This is a genomic window from Enterobacter sp. Cy-643, from assembly GCF_011752815.1.
GTDB lineage: Bacteria > Pseudomonadota > Gammaproteobacteria > Enterobacterales > Enterobacteriaceae > Cedecea.
In genome coordinates this window covers 428,251-444,567 of the sequence record NZ_VWWV01000001.1, presented here as the reverse complement: position 1 = coordinate 444,567, position 16,317 = coordinate 428,251, and the positions used below count along the sequence as shown (strand labels likewise).

Genomic DNA, 16,317 nt, shown 5'->3' with positions numbered 1-16,317 from the left:
ATGGCAAGAGTTAAATTGATTTGCGTCGTGAATAGCTTATTCAATTACCACTGCCGATCAGCAACGTCTTCAAACCGGCCGCTTTATTTTCAATTTCCTGCCACTCTTCTGCGGCAACCGAGCCGGCGACAATGCCCGCCCCGGCATAAAGACGAACGCCGGTATGGCTCACTTTTGCCGAGCGCAGCGCCACACAAAACTCCGTTTGATGACGGGACAGATAACCCGCCGAACCTGCGTACCATTCACGCTCAAAAGGCTCGTTCACGGCAATAAATCCCCGAGCCAGCTCACGGGGTAATCCCGCCACGGCGGCGGTAGGCTGCAGCTGTTTAAGGCAAAGTGCATCATCCTGACGCTTGAGCTGTGTCCAGATGCAGCGCCGCAAATGCTGCACTTTGCGCAGCCGCATCACCTGCGGCGGCAGTACATCCAGCGCGCCGACCGCAGCCTGCAGGCGCTGGCAAATGTCTTCTACCACCAGCATATTTTCGCGCTGGTTTTTGTCATCTTTTAGCAGCCACTGACCCAGTTTAGCGGCCTGAGCATCGTCCGGGTGATTAGCCACCGTGCCGGCCAGGGCTTCAGTTCGCAGCGCATCGTCGATTCTTCGCCACAGGCGTTCCGGGCTGGAGCCAAGAAAGGCGTTTTTCGCATCAAACGCCATCAGGAAATGGTAGCAGTTCAGGTTCACCCGGCGGCTGGCGGCCATAAACCCTGCGGCGGAAACCGGGGAAGAAAACGCCAGATCGGTGGCCCGGGCGAGCACGACTTTATCCAGTGCTTTCTGGCTGATGGCGCTGACCACCCGATCGACCAGGCGGTGCCATTCGGTCTGCTCCGGCAAATGGGTTTCACCGAGGCATTTGAGATTTAACTGCGGGAGAAGTTTCGCCGGCAGAAGCTGCCCAATAAACGCGGCCGCCGCCAACGCATCCTGCTTAAGGGAGGTTTTGCTGTACAGATGCAGCCAAAGAAATGCCTCCCCGCCTACGCGCCGCCATTCCAGGCGCGAGAGAAACAGAAAACCGTGGGACGGATCGAAAGCATTTAATCCCCAGACGCGCAGAAAAGGTTGTTCCGGGTGAGACTGCAAAAAAGCCTGGGCATCTTCCAGTGCGGAAAAACTCAGTAACGCGCCCAGCGCGGCAACTTCTTCGTTACCGTTGCGCTGCTGCCAGTAAAATTGGGGATACTGTGTCTGGGCAGTGAGCCAGGCAAGAGGATCGGACGCGTCACTCAGCGTGACCGGCACACACAGGCGTTGAAGGCCCGGTTCATCCGCAAATTCCCCTGCTAATTCCTGCTGCATTTGCTGCAGCGCGACGGCCACTGAATTCACGTTTACCTCATGCTCCGTAAAAACCCCTGATTATACGTGGTCGTTCGCACAAAAAAAAATCCTACCCAGGGGGTAAGATTCTTTATTTGCCATTTGCAGCCGCGGTCAAGATTATCGGCGGAGCAAAAGCCCAATCACCAGCCCGACCGCAGCCCCGATGCCAATACCCTGCCAGGGCTTTTCATGCACGTAATCATCGGCACGGTAAACCGCTTTTTTAGTGCGGTAATAATAAGTGTCGGAAGCCTGGCTGATGCGCGCTTTGACTTCATTCAGCGCCTGCTCGGCTTTTTCCTTTAGCTCAAGGTACTTCTGGTCAGCCGGATCGCCGGAGGCGCGAAGTACTTCTTCAAGGGTGTCACTTAAAAGTGCCAGGTCATCATCGAGACGAGATTCATACGGTTGCATCACTGTTCTCCGTGTTAAAAAATTTCTCGTCCGCTAACTATAGACAACATCAACAGGTTTCGCCCGCCGGGCTGTTGGCCATCCCGACATGCGGGATACCATCTTCGTCATACACTTCGGTTACCGGGTGAAAGCCGAGCCGGGCATAAAACGCCTGCAAATGCGCCTGAGCGCCCAGGTAAATTGCACGGTCAGGCCACTGGCGCTGGCAGGCGGCAAGCGCCTGGGTCATTAGCTGTTGTCCAAGCTTTTCACCGCGCACCGACGCATCAACAATAACCCGACCAATGACCACCGGCTCCAGCGCGTTGTCACGCTTAAGAATGCGGGCATAGGCAATCAATTTGCCATCCCGCCAGCCGAGGATATGGCGGTTCTCTCCCACCAAGTCCTCACCATCAACATCCAGATAGGCACAGCGCTGCTCAACGATGAAGACTTCGCAGCGCAGGGCCAAAAGAGCATAGAGATCGGTGGCGCTCAGTTCAGAATGGTGTAAATCCTGCCAGTTAAGCATTGAAAAACTCCTTTTGATTCAGGCGCCACCCGCGGGTTAGCGGCGACGCTCAAGCAACTGTTTTAGCACAGTTTCCAGAGGCGTGGCACCTTTCACCGTGTCACCGGTGAAATCAATCCAGCCTTCGTTAAAGCCGTCCAGCATTTGCATGCGTGGGAGCGGGTTTTTCATGCCCTGAGCAAGGAAGTCTGCTTCCCAGTTTTCACGCGGCACGGCTTTTGCCGTTACCGGCTGCTCCAGAACCTGAGCGAACGCTTCGGCTGCCAGCTGCGGACTGTAACGCTGCGGCCCTTCCAGCTCCACAATGCGGGTTCCTGATGCTGGCTGAGTCAATAATTCGGCGGCAAGCTGGCCGATATCGACCGTCGCAATCATCGGGATAACACGCTCCAGCGGCTGCAAATGGCTGTAGATAGTCCCGGTCTCTTTGGCACTTTCCATATCCCAGAGGAAGTTCTCCATAAACCAGCCCGCGCGAAGGAACACGACGGAATCACAAACATCCGAGAGCTCTTTCTCCATCAACCCCAGGGCATTCAGCAGGTTTGGCTGCGTTGCCTGCGCCCCAATGGTGGAAAGACAGACCACGTGCTGCGGACGCGCAGCCAGCAGGGCGTTTCTAATGGCCGCAATATTTGCACGCGGCTCAGCAAAATCGCCGGAAGGATCGAACACCGGCGGCAGCAGGATAAAGACCGCTTCAGCCCCGCTGAAGGCCTTTGCCAGCGCTTCGCCATCGTGCATTTCTGCCAGCGCAGTGTCAGCGCCCCGCTGTGCCCAGGGTTGCCCTTTAGCTTCTGAGCGTACGATGGCCCGAATCTCATGTCCTTGAGCAAGCAATGCATTGGCCAGTGCGCCGCCAACTTGTCCGGTAATACCTGTAATTGCGAACATAATGTTTCTCCAGTTTGAGAGCCCACGACAGGGTGTGGACGGCATTATGCGGATGCAGCTATGTTGTATCGATAGCACCATAGACAATTCACTGATGACTGCAGGGCACTAATATGATTTTCAACGATCGGACATTCGACGGCTTGTCCGTGTTTACCGCCGTGGTAGAAAGCGGCACGTTTGCCGCCGCCGCGGAGGTGATCAATATGTCACCGCCGGGGGTCAGCCGGGCGATTGCCCGCCTGGAAAAGCGTCTCGGTATCCGCCTTTTCGACCGTACCACCCGCGCGGTGTCGTTAACCGGAGAAGGCAAAGCGTTTTATCGTCAGATCCTGCCGCTGCTGGCCGCGCTGGAAGATGTGACCAGCACCGCCTCGCGCTCCACTAAAGCGATTACCGGCAGGCTCAGGGTCAACATCGATCCGTTCTTTTCCAGCCTCATTCTGGGCCCGCAACTGGACACATTTATGTCCCGCTATCCCGATCTCGAGCTGGATTTGGTCACCAGCGACCGGCTGGGGGATATGATTGGCGACGGGTTCGATCTCGCTATTCGCTTTGGCGTGCCGCGCAACAGCACGCTGGTGGCACGCAAGCTGCTGGAAACCCGCATCATGACGGTCGCCACCCCCGCCTATCTGGCGCGACACGGCAGGCCTGAAACACCGCAGGCGCTGCTGGGACATACCTGTATTCATTTCCGCGATCCGGAAACCGGCAGGCCGTTTGAATGGGAGTTTCATCGTAAAGGAGAAGCGATCAAAGTCCCGGTCAGCGGCCGCCTGACGCTGAACGACGCCCGTACTTTGCATGAAGCTTGCCTGAGCGGACACGCTATTGCCCAGATGATGACGTTTGGCTCTGACGACCTCGTGAAGCAGGGACTGTTGGTGGATTTATTTCCCGACTGGCCGGATGAACGGTTCCCGCTTTACGCGTATTACCCCTCGCGGATTAATCCTGCCGCCCGCACCCGCTGTTTTCTTGAGTTTATTCTTGAGCTGGCCAAAACCTGAACCCATAAAAAAACCGCCAACAGGTGGCGGTTTTTGAACGGTTTTGTAAACCCGATTACATCAGCGGCTGCGCTAACTGCACCAGGCTGATAAGCGGCTGCGGATAAATACCGAGCAGCAGCACCAGCAGGGAGGAGATCAGCACCACCACGCCGCCCGCGGTCAACGCCCAGTTAGATGGGGTGTCGCGGTTAAGCTGCTGAGGCGCGCTCAGGTACAGGCTCACGGTCACGCGCAGGTAGTAGTACAGGCCGATGGCGCTGCCCAGCACTACTGCGCCGGTCAGCCACCACAGGTGAGCCTGAACGCCCACGGCAATGATGTAGAACTTGCCGATGAAGCCCAGGGTCATTGGGATACCCGCCAGGGAAAGCATCATCACGGTCATCACCGCAGAAAGCACCGGCTTGTGCCAGAACAAACCGCGGTAGGAGAACAGCGAGTCGGCATCCGGGCCACGGTACGGGCTGGACATCAGGCTAACCACACCAAACGCGCCGAGGCTGCTGAACAGGTAAGCGGCCAGATAAACCCCTACCGCTTCCATAGACATGTTACCGGTTTGCAGCGCAATCAGCGCCACCAGCAGGTAACCAAGGTGCGCAATGGAAGAATAGCCCAGCAGACGCTTGATGTTGGACTGGTTCAGCGCCATCAGGTTACCGAACAGGATTGACGCGAAGGCGATAATCCCCAGCACAACGCGAACCGCTTCGCTGTTGCCCACTGGCGCATAGAGGAACAGACGCATCACCACGCCAAAAATGGCGATTTTGCTGGCGGTTGCCAGGAAGGTGGAAACCGGCGCAGGCGCGCCCTGGTATACGTCTGGAGTCCACAGGTGGAACGGCACCAGAGAAAGCTTAAAGCCGAGGCCGACGATCATCAGACCCAGGCCAGCCAGCAGCAGAGGTTCGTGCAGCATGTTGTCCGCCAGGCTCTTACCGAGGCTGACAAACGACAGGCTACCGGAATCGGCGTAAATCAGCGCCATACCGAACAGCAGGAAGGACGATGCCGCCGCTGACAGAATGGTGTACTTGATGCTCGCTTCCAGGGAACGCTTCTGACGGAAGGCGTAGCCGACCAGGCCGAACAGCGGCAGAGAAATCAGCTCAATGCCGAGGAACAGCGCCGCGAGGTGGTTCGCATTCGCCAGCAGAATACCGCCCAGGGCAGCAATCAGGACCAGCAGATAGAACTCTTCGCGGTTGTCGGTGTAGCCCTGCAGCCACGGGTAAGCAAAAGTACAGGTTGCCAGGCTCGCCAGCAGTACCAGCCCGGTGTAGAGCATGGCGTAACCGTCAACGCGCATCAGCGGGGTGACATCCATCGCCCCTGCCTGACCGACAAACCACAGTGAAATCAGCGCGGCGTTAAGGCCGATAACCGACAGCGTCGCATTCAGAAAATGGTCGCGTCGCCACGCAATGGAGAGCATCACAACCACCACCGTCAATCCGACGATCAACAGCGGTAGCAGCGCGATCAAATGTTGAGGAGTTATTGTCATGGCGAATTACGGCCTTGTAGTAGAAAGTGAACTGGTAAACCACTGCTGAATATTGCTCATCGCAGAATGCGAAGTATCCAGAATCGGCTGCGGGAAGAAGCCCAGCAGAACTAACAGCACCACCAGCAACAGAATGATAAAGAACTCGCGCATGGACATGCCCGGCAGCTGTTTATCGCTGATTTCGCTCTTAGCTTTTCCGAAGTACGCGCGGTGCAGCATCGCCAGAGAGTAAACAGAGGCAAAGACCAGACCGAAGGTTGAAATCACGGTAATGACCGGCACAACGTGGAAGCTGCCGAACAGGATCATGAATTCACCGACGAAGTTACCGGTACCTGGCATACCCAGCGTGGCAACAGCGAAGAACATCGACAGACCCGGCAGCCATTTAATTTTGTTCCACAGGCCGCCCATCATGCGCATGTCACGCGTGTGCAGACGCTCGTAAAGCTGACCGCAGATGATGAACATACCCGCTGCTGACAGACCGTGCGCGATCATCTGAATCACCGCACCCTGATAAGCCAGCTGGTTGCCGGTGTAGATAGCAATCAGCACGAAGCCCATGTGGGAAACGGAGGTGTAAGCTATCAGGCGTTTAATGTCGGTCTGGGCAAAGGCCATCCACGCGCCGTAGAAGATGCCGATGACACCCAACCACATGGCGATTGGTGCAAATTCAGCAGATGCTTCAGGGAACAGCGGCAGAGAGAAACGCAGCAGGCCGTAGGCCGCAGTTTTCAGCAAGATACCCGCGAGGTCAACGGAACCCGCCGTTGGTGCCTGGGAGTGTGCATCCGGCAGCCAGCCGTGAAGAGGAACCACCGGCATTTTTACCGCAAAGGCGATAAAGAAGCCCAGCATCAGCAGCCATTGTACGCCGTGGGACATCGGCGTTTTCAGCAGCAGTGCATAGTTAAAGGTCCACACGCCGGTCGCATTGTAGTGCACAAACACCAGACCAAGGATAGCTATCAGCATTACCAGGCCACTCGCCTGGGTATAGATGAAGAACTTGGTCGCGGCGGTAATACGCGTCTTCCCGTCGGAGGCTTTGTGGCCCCACAGCGCAATCAGGAAGTACATCGGCACCAGCATCATTTCCCAGAAGAAGAAGAACAGGAACATGTCGATGGCAAGGAACACGCCGATAACGCCGCCGAGGATCCACATCAGGTTGAGGTGGAAGAAGCCCTGATATTTTTCGATTTCATTCCAGGAACAGAGCACCGCCAGCACGCCAAGCAGGCCGGTCAGCACCACCATCAGCAGCGACAGACCGTCGAGCGCCAGGTGAATATCAATGCCAAAACGTGGGATCCATTTCAGAATGTACTCTGACTGCCACTGCGGAAAATCCGTCGACTGCGTCAGAGAATAGCCACCCTGCAACCACAATTGCAGAGACAGTGCCAGTGTCAGCCCCATGGTGATCAGCGCAATCCAGCGAGGCACTTTCACGCCGAAGCGTTCGGTCTGCCAGCAGAAGAAGCCGCCGATAAAGGGGATTAGTATTAGCCAGGGTAATAGCATGGCGTTTGAGTCCCTAAGTCAAAATAATTCTTAAACATCGCTCACTTCCCAGCGCCAGAGGAGGCTTAAACCTCGCTCCGACCCTCTCTCCTCAGAGAGAGGGGGGATGGAAGAAATCCTGTTAACGCAGAATCAGCAGCAGGCCGAGAACCACAACGGCACCGATGCTCATGGATGCAACATACCAGCGCAGGTAACCGTTCTCGCTCACCAGCAGGCCGCGGCCAGCGAAGCGGGAGAGAATTGCCGGAATGTTCATCAGCGCATTCAGCGGGTCACGACGCAGCAGCCACGCAATACCAAGGAACGGCTTGACGAAAATCATGTCATACAGCCAGTCGAAGCCCCAGGCATTGAACCACCATGTACCGAAGAAACGTCCCGGTGCGCTGTTCGCAAGCGACGTCACCAGAGTACGTTTGCCCAGCCACAGGAAGGCGGCAATCAGGATACCGGCAATGGCGACGACGCCAGAGATAATCTCCAGGGTCAGCACGCTGCCGTGCGCAAGTTCAGTGGTTTCCGGCAGTACGCCGCGCAGCGGTGGCACAATCATTGCGCCAACGAAGGTGGACAGCACCAGCAGCACAACCAGCGGCAGGTGGTGGGTAATCCCCTTCCCTGCGTGAGCGTGAATTTTTTCTTCACCGTGGAACGTAATGAAAATCATGCGGAAGGTATAGAGCGAGGTCATGAACGCCCCAACCAGGCCCGCAACCATCAGGTTGATGTGGCCGTTCGCCATCGCACCGGCAAGAATTTCATCTTTACTGAAGAAGCCTGCGGTAATCAGCGGCAGAGCGGACAGCGCCGCGCCGCCAACCAGGAAGCAGACATACACCAGCGGAATCGACTTACGCAGACCACCCATCTTGAAGATGTTTTGTTCGTGGTGGCACGCCAGAATCACCGAGCCGGATGACAGGAACAGCAGCGCTTTAAAGAACGCGTGGGTCATCAGGTGGAAGATTGCCGCATCCCACGCCTGTACGCCCAGCGCCAGGAACATGTAGCCAATCTGGCTCATGGTGGAGTAAGCGAGTACGCGCTTGATGTCGGTCTGAACCAGCGCGGCAAAGCCTGCCAGCACCAGCGTAACCGCACCCACGATACCCACCAAATGCAGAATTTCCGGGGTCATCAGGAACAGACCATGGGTACGGGCAATCAGATAAACGCCCGCGGTAACCATGGTGGCCGCGTGAATCAGAGCGGAAACAGGGGTTGGACCCGCCATCGCATCCGCAAGCCATGTTTGCAGCGGAAGCTGTGCAGATTTACCGACCGCACCGCCCAGCAGCATCAGGGTTGCCCAGGTCAGCATCTGGTTACCAGCAGCGAAGTGCTGCGGTGCCAGCTCGACCATTTCGCGGAAGTTCAGCGTGCCCAGCTCGTTGTAGAGGATGAACAGGCCGAAGGCCAGGAACACGTCCCCAACGCGGGTGACCACGAACGCTTTCATTGCCGCCGCGTTGTTCTTCGGATCGGTGTAGTAGAAACCGATCAGCAGGTAAGAACAGAGGCCCACGCCTTCCCAGCCGAGGTACATTAGCAGCAGGTTGTCGGCAAGAACCAAAACCACCATGCTGGCGATGAACAGGTTGGTGTAAGCGAAGAAGCGGGAATACCCTTCTTCACCGCGCATGTACCAGGAAGCGAACATGTGGATCAGGAAGCCGACGCCGGTGACCACGGAAAGCATGGTCAGGGACAGGCCGTCCAGCACCAGGTTGAAGCCGATGTTAAAGTCACCGACCGCCATCCAGGTCCACAGCGGCTGAGTGAACGCCTGCTGTCCGTTGTTAAAGAAATCAACCCCGGCAATGGCGGTGACAACCGCCGCCAGACCTACAGAGCCCATTCCGATGGTTGCGGACAGGTTTTCTGACCAGCGACCGCGGGAGAATGCCAACAGTAAAAAGCCAATCAATGGCAGAACAATGGTTAACCAGAGAAGGTTCATCCACGCATCTCACTTACTGAATCGATATTCAGATTCTGGCGACGACGATGGAGCTGCAGTAACAGCGCGAGGCCAATACTGGCTTCGGCAGCAGCTAAGCTTATCGCGAGTATATACATCACCTGACCGTCAGCCTGGCCCCAGTAGCTGCCGGCAACCACGAAGGCCAGCGCGGCGGCGTTAATCATCACTTCCAGGCTGATCAGCATGAACAGCAGGTTGCGGCGGATGACCAGCCCGGTAAGACCCAGCACGAACAGAATGGCGGCGAGGATCAGTCCATGTTGCAGCGGGATCATACGTTCTCCTCCGTTTTTCTTCTCACGGCCATGTCAGCAGGGCGATTGCTCAGCACCTCACCGGCACGGTCTTCACGACCCAGGTGGAACGCAACGACCAGGCCCGCCAGCAGCAGCATGGAGGCCAGCTCCACCGCCAGTACGTAAGGCCCGAACAGCGCGATACCGACCTGCTTCGCATCGATGGACGTGCCATCAATACCCTGGTCGTTAACGGTGCGGATTGCGTAAATCAGTACCACCAGCAGAACGGCAGACAGGACGCCTGGCCCGATCCACAGCTGCGGCTTCAGCCACTCGCGCTCCTGTTGCTGAACCGCGTTACCGAGGTTGAGCATCATCACCACGAAGACGAACAGCACCATGATAGCCCCGGCATACACGATGATCTCCAGTGCACCGGCGAAGTAAGCCCCGAGGGAGAAAAACACCCCGGAGATCGCCAGCAGCGAGATGATCAGGTACAGCAGCGCGTGCACCGGATTGGTGTGAGTGATCGTCCGAAGGGTTGTCAGGACGGCCACAATGGCGCAGATATAAAAAGCGAATTCCATTCCTGACTCCTTAAGGTAACAGGCCTTTGACGTCGATAGGCTTGGCTTCGTTTTCCGCTTCGCCCTTATCTTTGCCGTCGATTGCCATACCTGCCATCCGGTAGAAGTTATATTCCGGGTATTTGCCCGGACCGGAGATCAGCAGATCCTCTTTCTCGTACACCAGATCCTGGCGCTTGTACTCACCCAGCTCGAAGTCCGGGGTAAGCTGAATCGCGGTGGTTGGGCAGGCTTCTTCACACAGGCCGCAGAAGATGCAGCGGGAAAAGTTGATGCGGAAGAACTCCGGATACCAACGGCCGTCTTTCATCTCGGCTTTCTGCAGTGAAATACAGCCTACCGGGCAGGCTACCGCACACAGGTTACAGGCAACGCAGCGCTCTTCACCGTCCGGGTCGCGCGTCAGCACGATACGGCCACGGTAGCGCGGCGGCAGATACACTGGTTCTTCCGGATACATGCGGGTTTCGCGCTTGGCGAAAGCGTGCATGCCGATCATCCAGATACTGCGTACCTGGGTGCCGAAACCAACCACTAACTCTTTCAATGTCATGGTTTTTTCACCCCTTATGGTGCCTGGTAAAGAATGACCGCGGCGGTCACCAGCAAGTTGATAAGCGTCAGCGGCAGGCAAACTTTCCAGCCGAAGGACATCACCTGGTCATAACGTGGACGAGGCAGTGCGGCGCGAATCAAAATGAACATCATCATGAAGAACGCGGTTTTCAGCGCGAACCAGATGAACGGCGGTAACCACGGGCCATGCCAGCCACCAAAGAACAGCGTCACGATCAGTGCAGAAACGGTGACGATGCCGATGTATTCCCCGACGAAGAACAGACCGAACTTCATGCCGGAATATTCGATGTGATAACCATCGGCCAGTTCCTGCTCGGCTTCCGGTTGGTCAAACGGGTGACGGTGGCAAACCGCAACGCCGGCAATCGCGAAGGTCACGAAGCCGAAGAACTGCGGGATGATATTCCACAGATGTGCCTGGTTGTTGACGATGTCGGCCATATTAAAGGAACCGGCCTGCGCCACCACGCCCATCAGGGAAAGCCCCAGGAACACTTCATAGCTCAGGGTCTGCGCGGAAGCGCGCATCGCACCCAGCAGGGAGTATTTGTTGTTACTGGACCAGCCAGCGAACAGTACGGCGTACACCGCCAGGCCCGCCAGCATCAGGAAGAACAGGATCCCGATGTTCAGATCCGCAACCACCCAGCTTGGGCTGACCGGCACAATAGCAAAGGCCAGCAGCAGCGAGGTGAACGCGATCATCGGCGCAAGCGTAAAGATCACGCGGTCAGAGAACTTAGGGATCCAGTCCTCTTTAAAGAACATCTTGATCATGTCCGCAACCAGCTGGAGTGAACCACCCCAGCCTACGCGGTTCGGTCCGTAGCGGTTCTGGAACAGACCGAGCAGACGGCGTTCGCCGAAGCTCATGAATGCGCCACAGGTCACCACGACCAGCAGAATGACAACCGCTTTGAGGATGCTCAGCAGAATGTCGATAACTTCCGGTGTCAGCCAGCTCATTGCGCAGCCTCCTGCAGATTTTCAAGACGAGCACCGGCAAGCACTGGCGCAATCCCCGGCATCCCCATCGGCAGACCAACCTGCCCTGCAACCAGACCTTCGGACAGCTGGAGAGGCAGACTTAGCGTCTGGCCTTCGTAGCTGAAGGAGACCAGGCTCCCGGCGTTTATACCAAGCTTCGCGGCATCGGCCGGGTTCAGCTTGATATAAGGCTCAACCATACGCTTCTGGAACACCGGAGAACGCTGGGACATCTCGTCGCTACCAAACAGGTGATAATACGGCGCGATACGCCATTTGCCCTCTTCCGCGTGGAAGGTGTCCGGTACCGAGGTGAAGTACTCCAGACCCGTTTCAGAGGCTTCGATCAGGCGCACGCCCGGATCGCCGTGGCGCAGATGACCGCCCACTTCAGCCTGGAATTTGTTCCATGCCTGCGGGGAGTTCCAGCCTGGAGCCCAGGCAAACGGAATCTGCTGACGGTCGGCCAGCGGGCTGTTGTTCCCTTCCATAGAGAAGGCAAACATCGTGTCTTTATCCTGCGGCTGACGCGGTTCGTGCACGCTGATATTGGCGCGCATGGCGGTGCGTCCGCTCGAACGGATAGGAGAACGGGACAGCTTCTGGCCTTTGATACGGAAGGAAGCATCCGGCGCGGCATCTTTAATACCGGCCAGTTGAGGCAATACCTTCACGCAGGCGTCAATCACATGGTCCAGCTGCGTCCAGTCAACGTCACGACTCTGCACGGTGCTGTGCAGCGAGTGCAGCCAGCGCCAGCTTTCGAACATTGTCACGCTGGTGTCGTAGTAAGCCGGGTCATAAACCTGGAAGAAGCGCTGGGCGCGGCCTTCGTTGTTTATCACCGTCCCATCGCTTTCTGCAAAACTTGCGGCGGAAAGCACAAGGTGCGCTTTATCCATGATGGCCGTACGCTGATGGTCAATAACCATCACCAGAGGGGCTTTGCTCAGCGCCGCATCTACTCGGGCTGCGGAAGCATGGCGATGGAGGTCATTTTCCAGCACCACTACCGCATCGGCAGCGCCGCTTTCCAGTTCGCTCAGAGCATCGTCCAGAGAGCCGCCGCCAATCATGCCGAGGCCAACGCTGTTAACCGCACGGGCAATCATGGTTACGCCAACATCTGCACCGCGGCCTTTCAGCGCTTTAGCCACGTTGGCCGCGGCCTGAATCACTGCTTCGCTACCGGCGTTCGTTCCGGAAACAATCAGGGGTTTCTTCGCACCGGCCAGCGCCTGCACGATAACGTCCACTTTGTTTTTCAGGTCACGATCCAGTTCAACCGCCGGGGAATTGCTGTCCAGCGCATTGGCAATCGCGAAACCAAGACGCGCCTGATCTTCAACCGGCGCACGGTAAGTCCATGCGGCGATATCGTCCAGACGGGTGCTGTCTACGTTGGTGACAAACAGCGGATGCTTGGCGTTCTGGCCGATGTTCAGGATGGCGGCGATCTGCCAGTCAGCCACTTTCTGAGCCGCCGCCATTTCACGCGCCTTCCCTTTTACCGCCTGACGGATAGCCAGAGCGGCACGTGCGCCGGTCTGGGTCACATCTTCACCCAGAATTAGCACCGCATCGTAAGATTCGATTTCACGCAGCGCAGGCGTGTGAATGCCGCTGTCACGCAGCACTTTCAGCATCAACTGCAGACGAGCCTGCTCACCTGCTGCAATACCGGTGTAGAAGTTTTCAGCCCCAACCAGCTCGCGCAGAGCAAAGTTGCTTTCCACGCTCGCGCGCGGAGAACCGATGCCGATCACTTTCTTCGACTGACGCAGGATATCCGCCGCACCCTGCATTGCCTGTTCGGCGTTCAGGGTAATGAGGTCATCACCACGGCGCTGAATGGGCTGCCGCGGACGGTCTTTCAGGTTCACATAGCCGTAACCAAAACGACCACGGTCGCAAAGGAAGTAGTGGTTCACGGTACCGTTGTAGCGGTTTTCAATGCGACGCAGTTCACCGTAACGTTCACCTGGGCTGGTGTTACAGCCCAGCGAGCACTGCTGGCAGATGCTCGGCGCAAACTGCATGTCCCACTTACGGTTGTAGCGTTCGGAATGCGTTTTGTCGGTAAATACGCCGGTCGGGCAAATTTCTACCAGGTTACCGGAGAACTCGCTTTCCAGCGTGCCGTCTTCCGGACGACCGAAGTAGACGTTGTCGTGTGCGCCGTAAACGCCCAGATCTTTACCGTCTGCATAGTCTTTGTAGTAACGCACGCAGCGGTAGCAGGCGATACAGCGGTTCATTTCATGAGAGATGAACGGACCGAGATCCTGATTGCGGTGAGTACGCTTGGTAAAGCGGTAGCGACGGAAGCTATGACCGGTCATCACGGTCATATCCTGCAGGTGGCAGTTGCCGCCCTCTTCACAGACCGGACAGTCGTGTGGGTGGTTAGTCATCAACCATTCCACAACGCTTTCACGGAACTGTTTCGCTTCGCCATCATCAATAGAGATGAAGGTCCCGTCGGAGGCCGGTGTCATACAGGACATCACCAGGCGACCGCGAGTATCTTCCGCGTTCTGATATTGCTTCACCGCACACTGGCGGCAAGCACCGACGCTGCCCAGCGCCGGATGCCAGCAAAAATAAGGAATATCAAGACCGAGAGAGAGACAAGCTTCCAGCAAGTTGTCTGCTCCGTTGACCTCGTATTCTTTGCCGTCTACATGAATCGTAGCCATAGTCAGCATGCTTCCAGTTGGCCTGAATAACTTCAGGCGTTAATCAAAAATTCTTGTGCGAACCACCTTCGCCCTCACCCCGGCGCTATCCCCACGAGAGGGGAAAAATCACCGGTCTATCCCCTCTCTCAGAGAGAGGGTTAGAGTGAGGATGAAACGTTGTCTATCACCAGCGCGTTTTTAACAGGTTCGGCTGAATACCATTAATGGCACGCAGATTTCCGTAATCCTGTTTGGCAATGCCTGCTTCGAATTCGTCGCGGAAATATTTAATCGCACTCTGCAATGGCTCAACGGCACCCGGCGCGTGGGCACAGAAGGTTTTACCTGGACCCAGATGGCGGCAAAGCTGCTCAAGGGTTTCGATATCCCCCGGCTGTCCTTCGCCACGCTCAAGCGCACGCAGGATTTTTACGCTCCACGGCAGACCATCGCGGCACGGTGTACACCAGCCACAGGATTCACGGGCAAAGAACTCTTCCAGGTTACGCACCAGCGGCACCATACCTATTTCATGGTCAACCGCCATTGCCAGCGCCGTACCGAGACGGCTGCCTGCTTTACCAATACTTTCAAACTCCATCGGCAGATCGAGGTGTGCTTCCGTCAGGAAGTCGGTCCCCGCCCCGCCCGGCTGCCAGGCTTTAAACTTCAGGCCATCGCGCATGCCGCCGGCGTATTCTTCAAGGATCTCACGGGCGGTTGTGCCAAACGGCAGTTCCCAGACGCCAGGGTTTTTCACGCGGCCAGAGAAACCCATCAGCTTGGTGCCGGCATCTTTACTCATGCCGCCGCCGATGCCCTGATACCACTCAACGCCGTTAGCCAGAATCGCCGGGACGTTACACAGGGTTTCGACGTTGTTTACACAGGTCGGTTTACCCCAAACGCCGCTTGATGCAGGGAACGGTGGCTTAGAACGTGGGTTCGCGCGGCGGCCTTCCAGGGAGTTAATCAGCGCAGTTTCTTCCCCGCAGATATAACGCCCGGCACCGGTGTGCACGAACAGTTCGAAATCAAACCCTGAGCCCAGGATATTCTTGCCCAGCAGGCCCGCTTCGGTGGCTTCGGCGATCGCGCGGCGCAGGTGGTCTGCCGCTTCAATGTACTCACCGCGCAGGAAGATATAGCCACGGTAAGCTTTCAGCGCAAAAGCAGAAATCAGCATGCCTTCCACCAGCAGGTGCGGCAGCTGCTCCATCAGCAAGCGGTCTTTATAGGTACCCGGCTCCATTTCATCGGCGTTACACAGCAGGTAACGGATGTTCATGGATTCGTCTTTCGGCATCAGACTCCACTTCAAACCGGTGGAAAAGCCCGCGCCGCCGCGCCCTTTCAGGCCAGCGTCTTTTACCGCAGTCACGATTTCATCTGGCGCCATGCCGGTCAGCGCCTTACGCGCGCCCTCATAGCCGTTTTTGCTACGGTATTCGTCAAGCCAGACCGGCTGTTTATCATCGCGCAGACGCCAGGTCAGCGGATGGGTTTCGGCAGTACGAATAATCGTCTTCATTTATACTGCTCCAGCAAGTCAGGGATGGCTTCCGGCGTCAGATGGCTGTGAGTGTCCTCATCAATCATCATGGTCGGCCCCTTGTCGCAGTTCCCCAGGCAGCAGGTTGGCAGCAGGGTAAAGCGGCCGTCAAACGTAGTCTGGCCCGGCTTGATGTTCAGTTTGGCTTCGATAGCCGACTGAATGCCCTGGTAGCCAGTGATATGGCAAACCACGCTGTCGCAGTAGCGAATCACGTGGCGGCCAACCGGTTGGCGGAAGATTTGGCTATAGAACGTGGCCACACCTTCTACGTCGCTCGCCGGGATACCCAGCACGTCAGCAATCGCGTAGATGGCGCCATCTGGCACCCAGCCGCGCTGTTTCTGAACGATTTTCAGCGCTTCGATAGAGGCCGCACGGGCATCTTCATAATGGTGTTTCTCGTGCTCAATCGCCTCACGCTCTGCCGCACTCAGCTCAAAAGCCTCAGCCTGGTTTTGTTGGTTATCGTGCAT

15 protein-coding genes are annotated in these 16,317 nt (G+C 56.8%); 1 reads left to right on the top strand and 14 read right to left on the bottom strand.

Features of this window, described 5'->3' with window-relative positions:
• Nucleotides 1-40: 40 nt before the first annotated feature.
• The 4 genes from menF to F3J29_RS02110 form a co-directional block, all read right to left on the bottom strand.
• Nucleotides 41-1,342 carry an isochorismate synthase MenF gene (menF, locus tag F3J29_RS02125; RefSeq protein WP_166862630.1) on the bottom strand — a complete coding sequence of 434 codons (1,302 nt, stop codon included), beginning with the start codon at nt 1,340-1,342 and terminating at the stop codon, nt 41-43.
• Nucleotides 1,343-1,453: 111 nt separating this feature from the next.
• Nucleotides 1,454-1,750, bottom strand: coding sequence for a stress response protein ElaB (gene elaB / locus F3J29_RS02120; RefSeq protein WP_166862628.1), 297 nt, complete (start codon nt 1,748-1,750; stop codon nt 1,454-1,456).
• 49 nt (nt 1,751-1,799) lie between these two features.
• On the bottom strand, nt 1,800-2,267 hold the full coding sequence (locus F3J29_RS02115) for a GNAT family N-acetyltransferase (protein WP_166862626.1): 468 nt from the start codon (nt 2,265-2,267) through the stop codon (nt 1,800-1,802).
• A gap of 36 nt (nt 2,268-2,303) precedes the next feature.
• A complete protein-coding gene (locus F3J29_RS02110) occupies nt 2,304-3,161 on the bottom strand; it encodes an NmrA family NAD(P)-binding protein (protein WP_166862624.1) in 858 nt (285 codons plus the stop codon).
• 113 nt (nt 3,162-3,274) lie between these two features.
• Here F3J29_RS02110 and F3J29_RS02105 point away from each other — a divergent pair, with 113 nt between their 5' ends.
• On the top strand, nt 3,275-4,177 hold the full coding sequence (locus F3J29_RS02105; protein WP_166862623.1) for a LysR family transcriptional regulator: 903 nt from the start codon (nt 3,275-3,277) through the stop codon (nt 4,175-4,177).
• A gap of 55 nt (nt 4,178-4,232) precedes the next feature.
• Here the strand turns inward: F3J29_RS02105 and nuoN are convergent, their stop codons facing one another.
• The 10 genes from nuoN to nuoE all read right to left on the bottom strand — a co-directional run bounded on the left by nuoN (nt 4,233) and on the right by nuoE (nt 16,317).
• Nucleotides 4,233-5,690 carry an NADH-quinone oxidoreductase subunit NuoN gene (gene nuoN, locus F3J29_RS02100; protein ID WP_166862622.1) on the bottom strand — a complete coding sequence of 486 codons (1,458 nt, stop codon included), beginning with the start codon at nt 5,688-5,690 and terminating at the stop codon, nt 4,233-4,235.
• A 6-nt stretch (nt 5,691-5,696) separates the two neighbouring features.
• Nucleotides 5,697-7,226, bottom strand: a complete 1,530-nt coding sequence (gene nuoM, locus F3J29_RS02095) for an NADH-quinone oxidoreductase subunit M (protein ID WP_166862620.1) — start codon at nt 7,224-7,226, stop codon at nt 5,697-5,699.
• A 121-nt stretch (nt 7,227-7,347) separates the two neighbouring features.
• Complete coding sequence (gene nuoL / locus F3J29_RS02090) at nt 7,348-9,189, bottom strand: NADH-quinone oxidoreductase subunit L (RefSeq protein ID WP_166862618.1); 1,842 nt, start codon at nt 9,187-9,189, stop codon at nt 7,348-7,350.
• Entirely contained in the window at nt 9,186-9,488 is a 303-nt protein-coding gene (gene nuoK / locus F3J29_RS02085; protein WP_008459783.1) for an NADH-quinone oxidoreductase subunit NuoK, read from the bottom strand. Before nuoK ends, nuoL begins: the two co-directional genes overlap by 4 nt.
• Nucleotides 9,485-10,042, bottom strand: a complete 558-nt coding sequence (gene nuoJ / locus F3J29_RS02080; RefSeq protein WP_008459782.1) for an NADH-quinone oxidoreductase subunit J — start codon at nt 10,040-10,042, stop codon at nt 9,485-9,487. The genes nuoK and nuoJ overlap by 4 nt, the downstream gene beginning before the upstream one ends.
• A gap of 10 nt (nt 10,043-10,052) precedes the next feature.
• The gene (nuoI, locus tag F3J29_RS02075; RefSeq protein WP_008459780.1) at nt 10,053-10,595 is read right to left on the bottom strand and encodes an NADH-quinone oxidoreductase subunit NuoI; all 543 of its coding nucleotides are present in this window, start codon (nt 10,593-10,595) and stop codon (nt 10,053-10,055) included.
• 14 nt (nt 10,596-10,609) lie between these two features.
• Nucleotides 10,610-11,587, bottom strand: coding sequence for an NADH-quinone oxidoreductase subunit NuoH (gene nuoH / locus F3J29_RS02070; RefSeq protein WP_008459779.1), 978 nt, complete (start codon nt 11,585-11,587; stop codon nt 10,610-10,612).
• Nucleotides 11,584-14,307 (bottom strand): NADH-quinone oxidoreductase subunit NuoG, encoded by a 2,724-nt coding sequence (gene nuoG / locus F3J29_RS02065; protein WP_166862616.1) that lies wholly within the window; start codon nt 14,305-14,307, stop codon nt 11,584-11,586. Before nuoG ends, nuoH begins: the two co-directional genes overlap by 4 nt.
• Before the next feature lie 166 nt (nt 14,308-14,473).
• A complete protein-coding gene (gene nuoF, locus F3J29_RS02060) occupies nt 14,474-15,820 on the bottom strand; it encodes an NADH-quinone oxidoreductase subunit NuoF (RefSeq protein ID WP_039305072.1) in 1,347 nt (448 codons plus the stop codon).
• On the bottom strand, nt 15,817-16,317 hold the full coding sequence (gene nuoE, locus F3J29_RS02055; protein ID WP_008459776.1) for an NADH-quinone oxidoreductase subunit NuoE: 501 nt from the start codon (nt 16,315-16,317) through the stop codon (nt 15,817-15,819). Before nuoE ends, nuoF begins: the two co-directional genes overlap by 4 nt.

Bases quoted from the DNA above. Each gene is read 5' to 3' on its own strand.
- nuoF (WP_039305072.1), bottom strand. From the start codon at position 15,820: ATGAAGACGATTATTCGTACTGCCGAAACCCATCCGCTGACCTGGCGT.
- nuoM (WP_166862620.1), bottom strand. From the start codon at position 7,226: ATGCTATTACCCTGGCTAATACTAATCCCCTTTATCGGCGGCTTCTTC.
- F3J29_RS02110 (WP_166862624.1), bottom strand. From the start codon at position 3,161: ATGTTCGCAATTACAGGTATTACCGGACAAGTTGGCGGCGCACTGGCC.
- F3J29_RS02115 (WP_166862626.1), bottom strand. From the start codon at position 2,267: ATGCTTAACTGGCAGGATTTACACCATTCTGAACTGAGCGCCACCGAT.
- elaB (WP_166862628.1), bottom strand. From the start codon at position 1,750: ATGCAACCGTATGAATCTCGTCTCGATGATGACCTGGCACTTTTAAGT.
- nuoJ (WP_008459782.1), bottom strand. From the start codon at position 10,042: ATGGAATTCGCTTTTTATATCTGCGCCATTGTGGCCGTCCTGACAACC.
- nuoE (WP_008459776.1), bottom strand. From the start codon at position 16,317: ATGCACGATAACCAACAAAACCAGGCTGAGGCTTTTGAGCTGAGTGCG.
- nuoH (WP_008459779.1), bottom strand. From the start codon at position 11,587: ATGAGCTGGCTGACACCGGAAGTTATCGACATTCTGCTGAGCATCCTC.
- nuoI (WP_008459780.1), bottom strand. From the start codon at position 10,595: ATGACATTGAAAGAGTTAGTGGTTGGTTTCGGCACCCAGGTACGCAGT.
- nuoL (WP_166862618.1), bottom strand. From the start codon at position 9,189: ATGAACCTTCTCTGGTTAACCATTGTTCTGCCATTGATTGGCTTTTTA.
- nuoN (WP_166862622.1), bottom strand. From the start codon at position 5,690: ATGACAATAACTCCTCAACATTTGATCGCGCTGCTACCGCTGTTGATC.
- nuoG (WP_166862616.1), bottom strand. From the start codon at position 14,307: ATGGCTACGATTCATGTAGACGGCAAAGAATACGAGGTCAACGGAGCA.
- nuoK (WP_008459783.1), bottom strand. From the start codon at position 9,488: ATGATCCCGCTGCAACATGGACTGATCCTCGCCGCCATTCTGTTCGTG.
- F3J29_RS02105 (WP_166862623.1), top strand. From the start codon at position 3,275: ATGATTTTCAACGATCGGACATTCGACGGCTTGTCCGTGTTTACCGCC.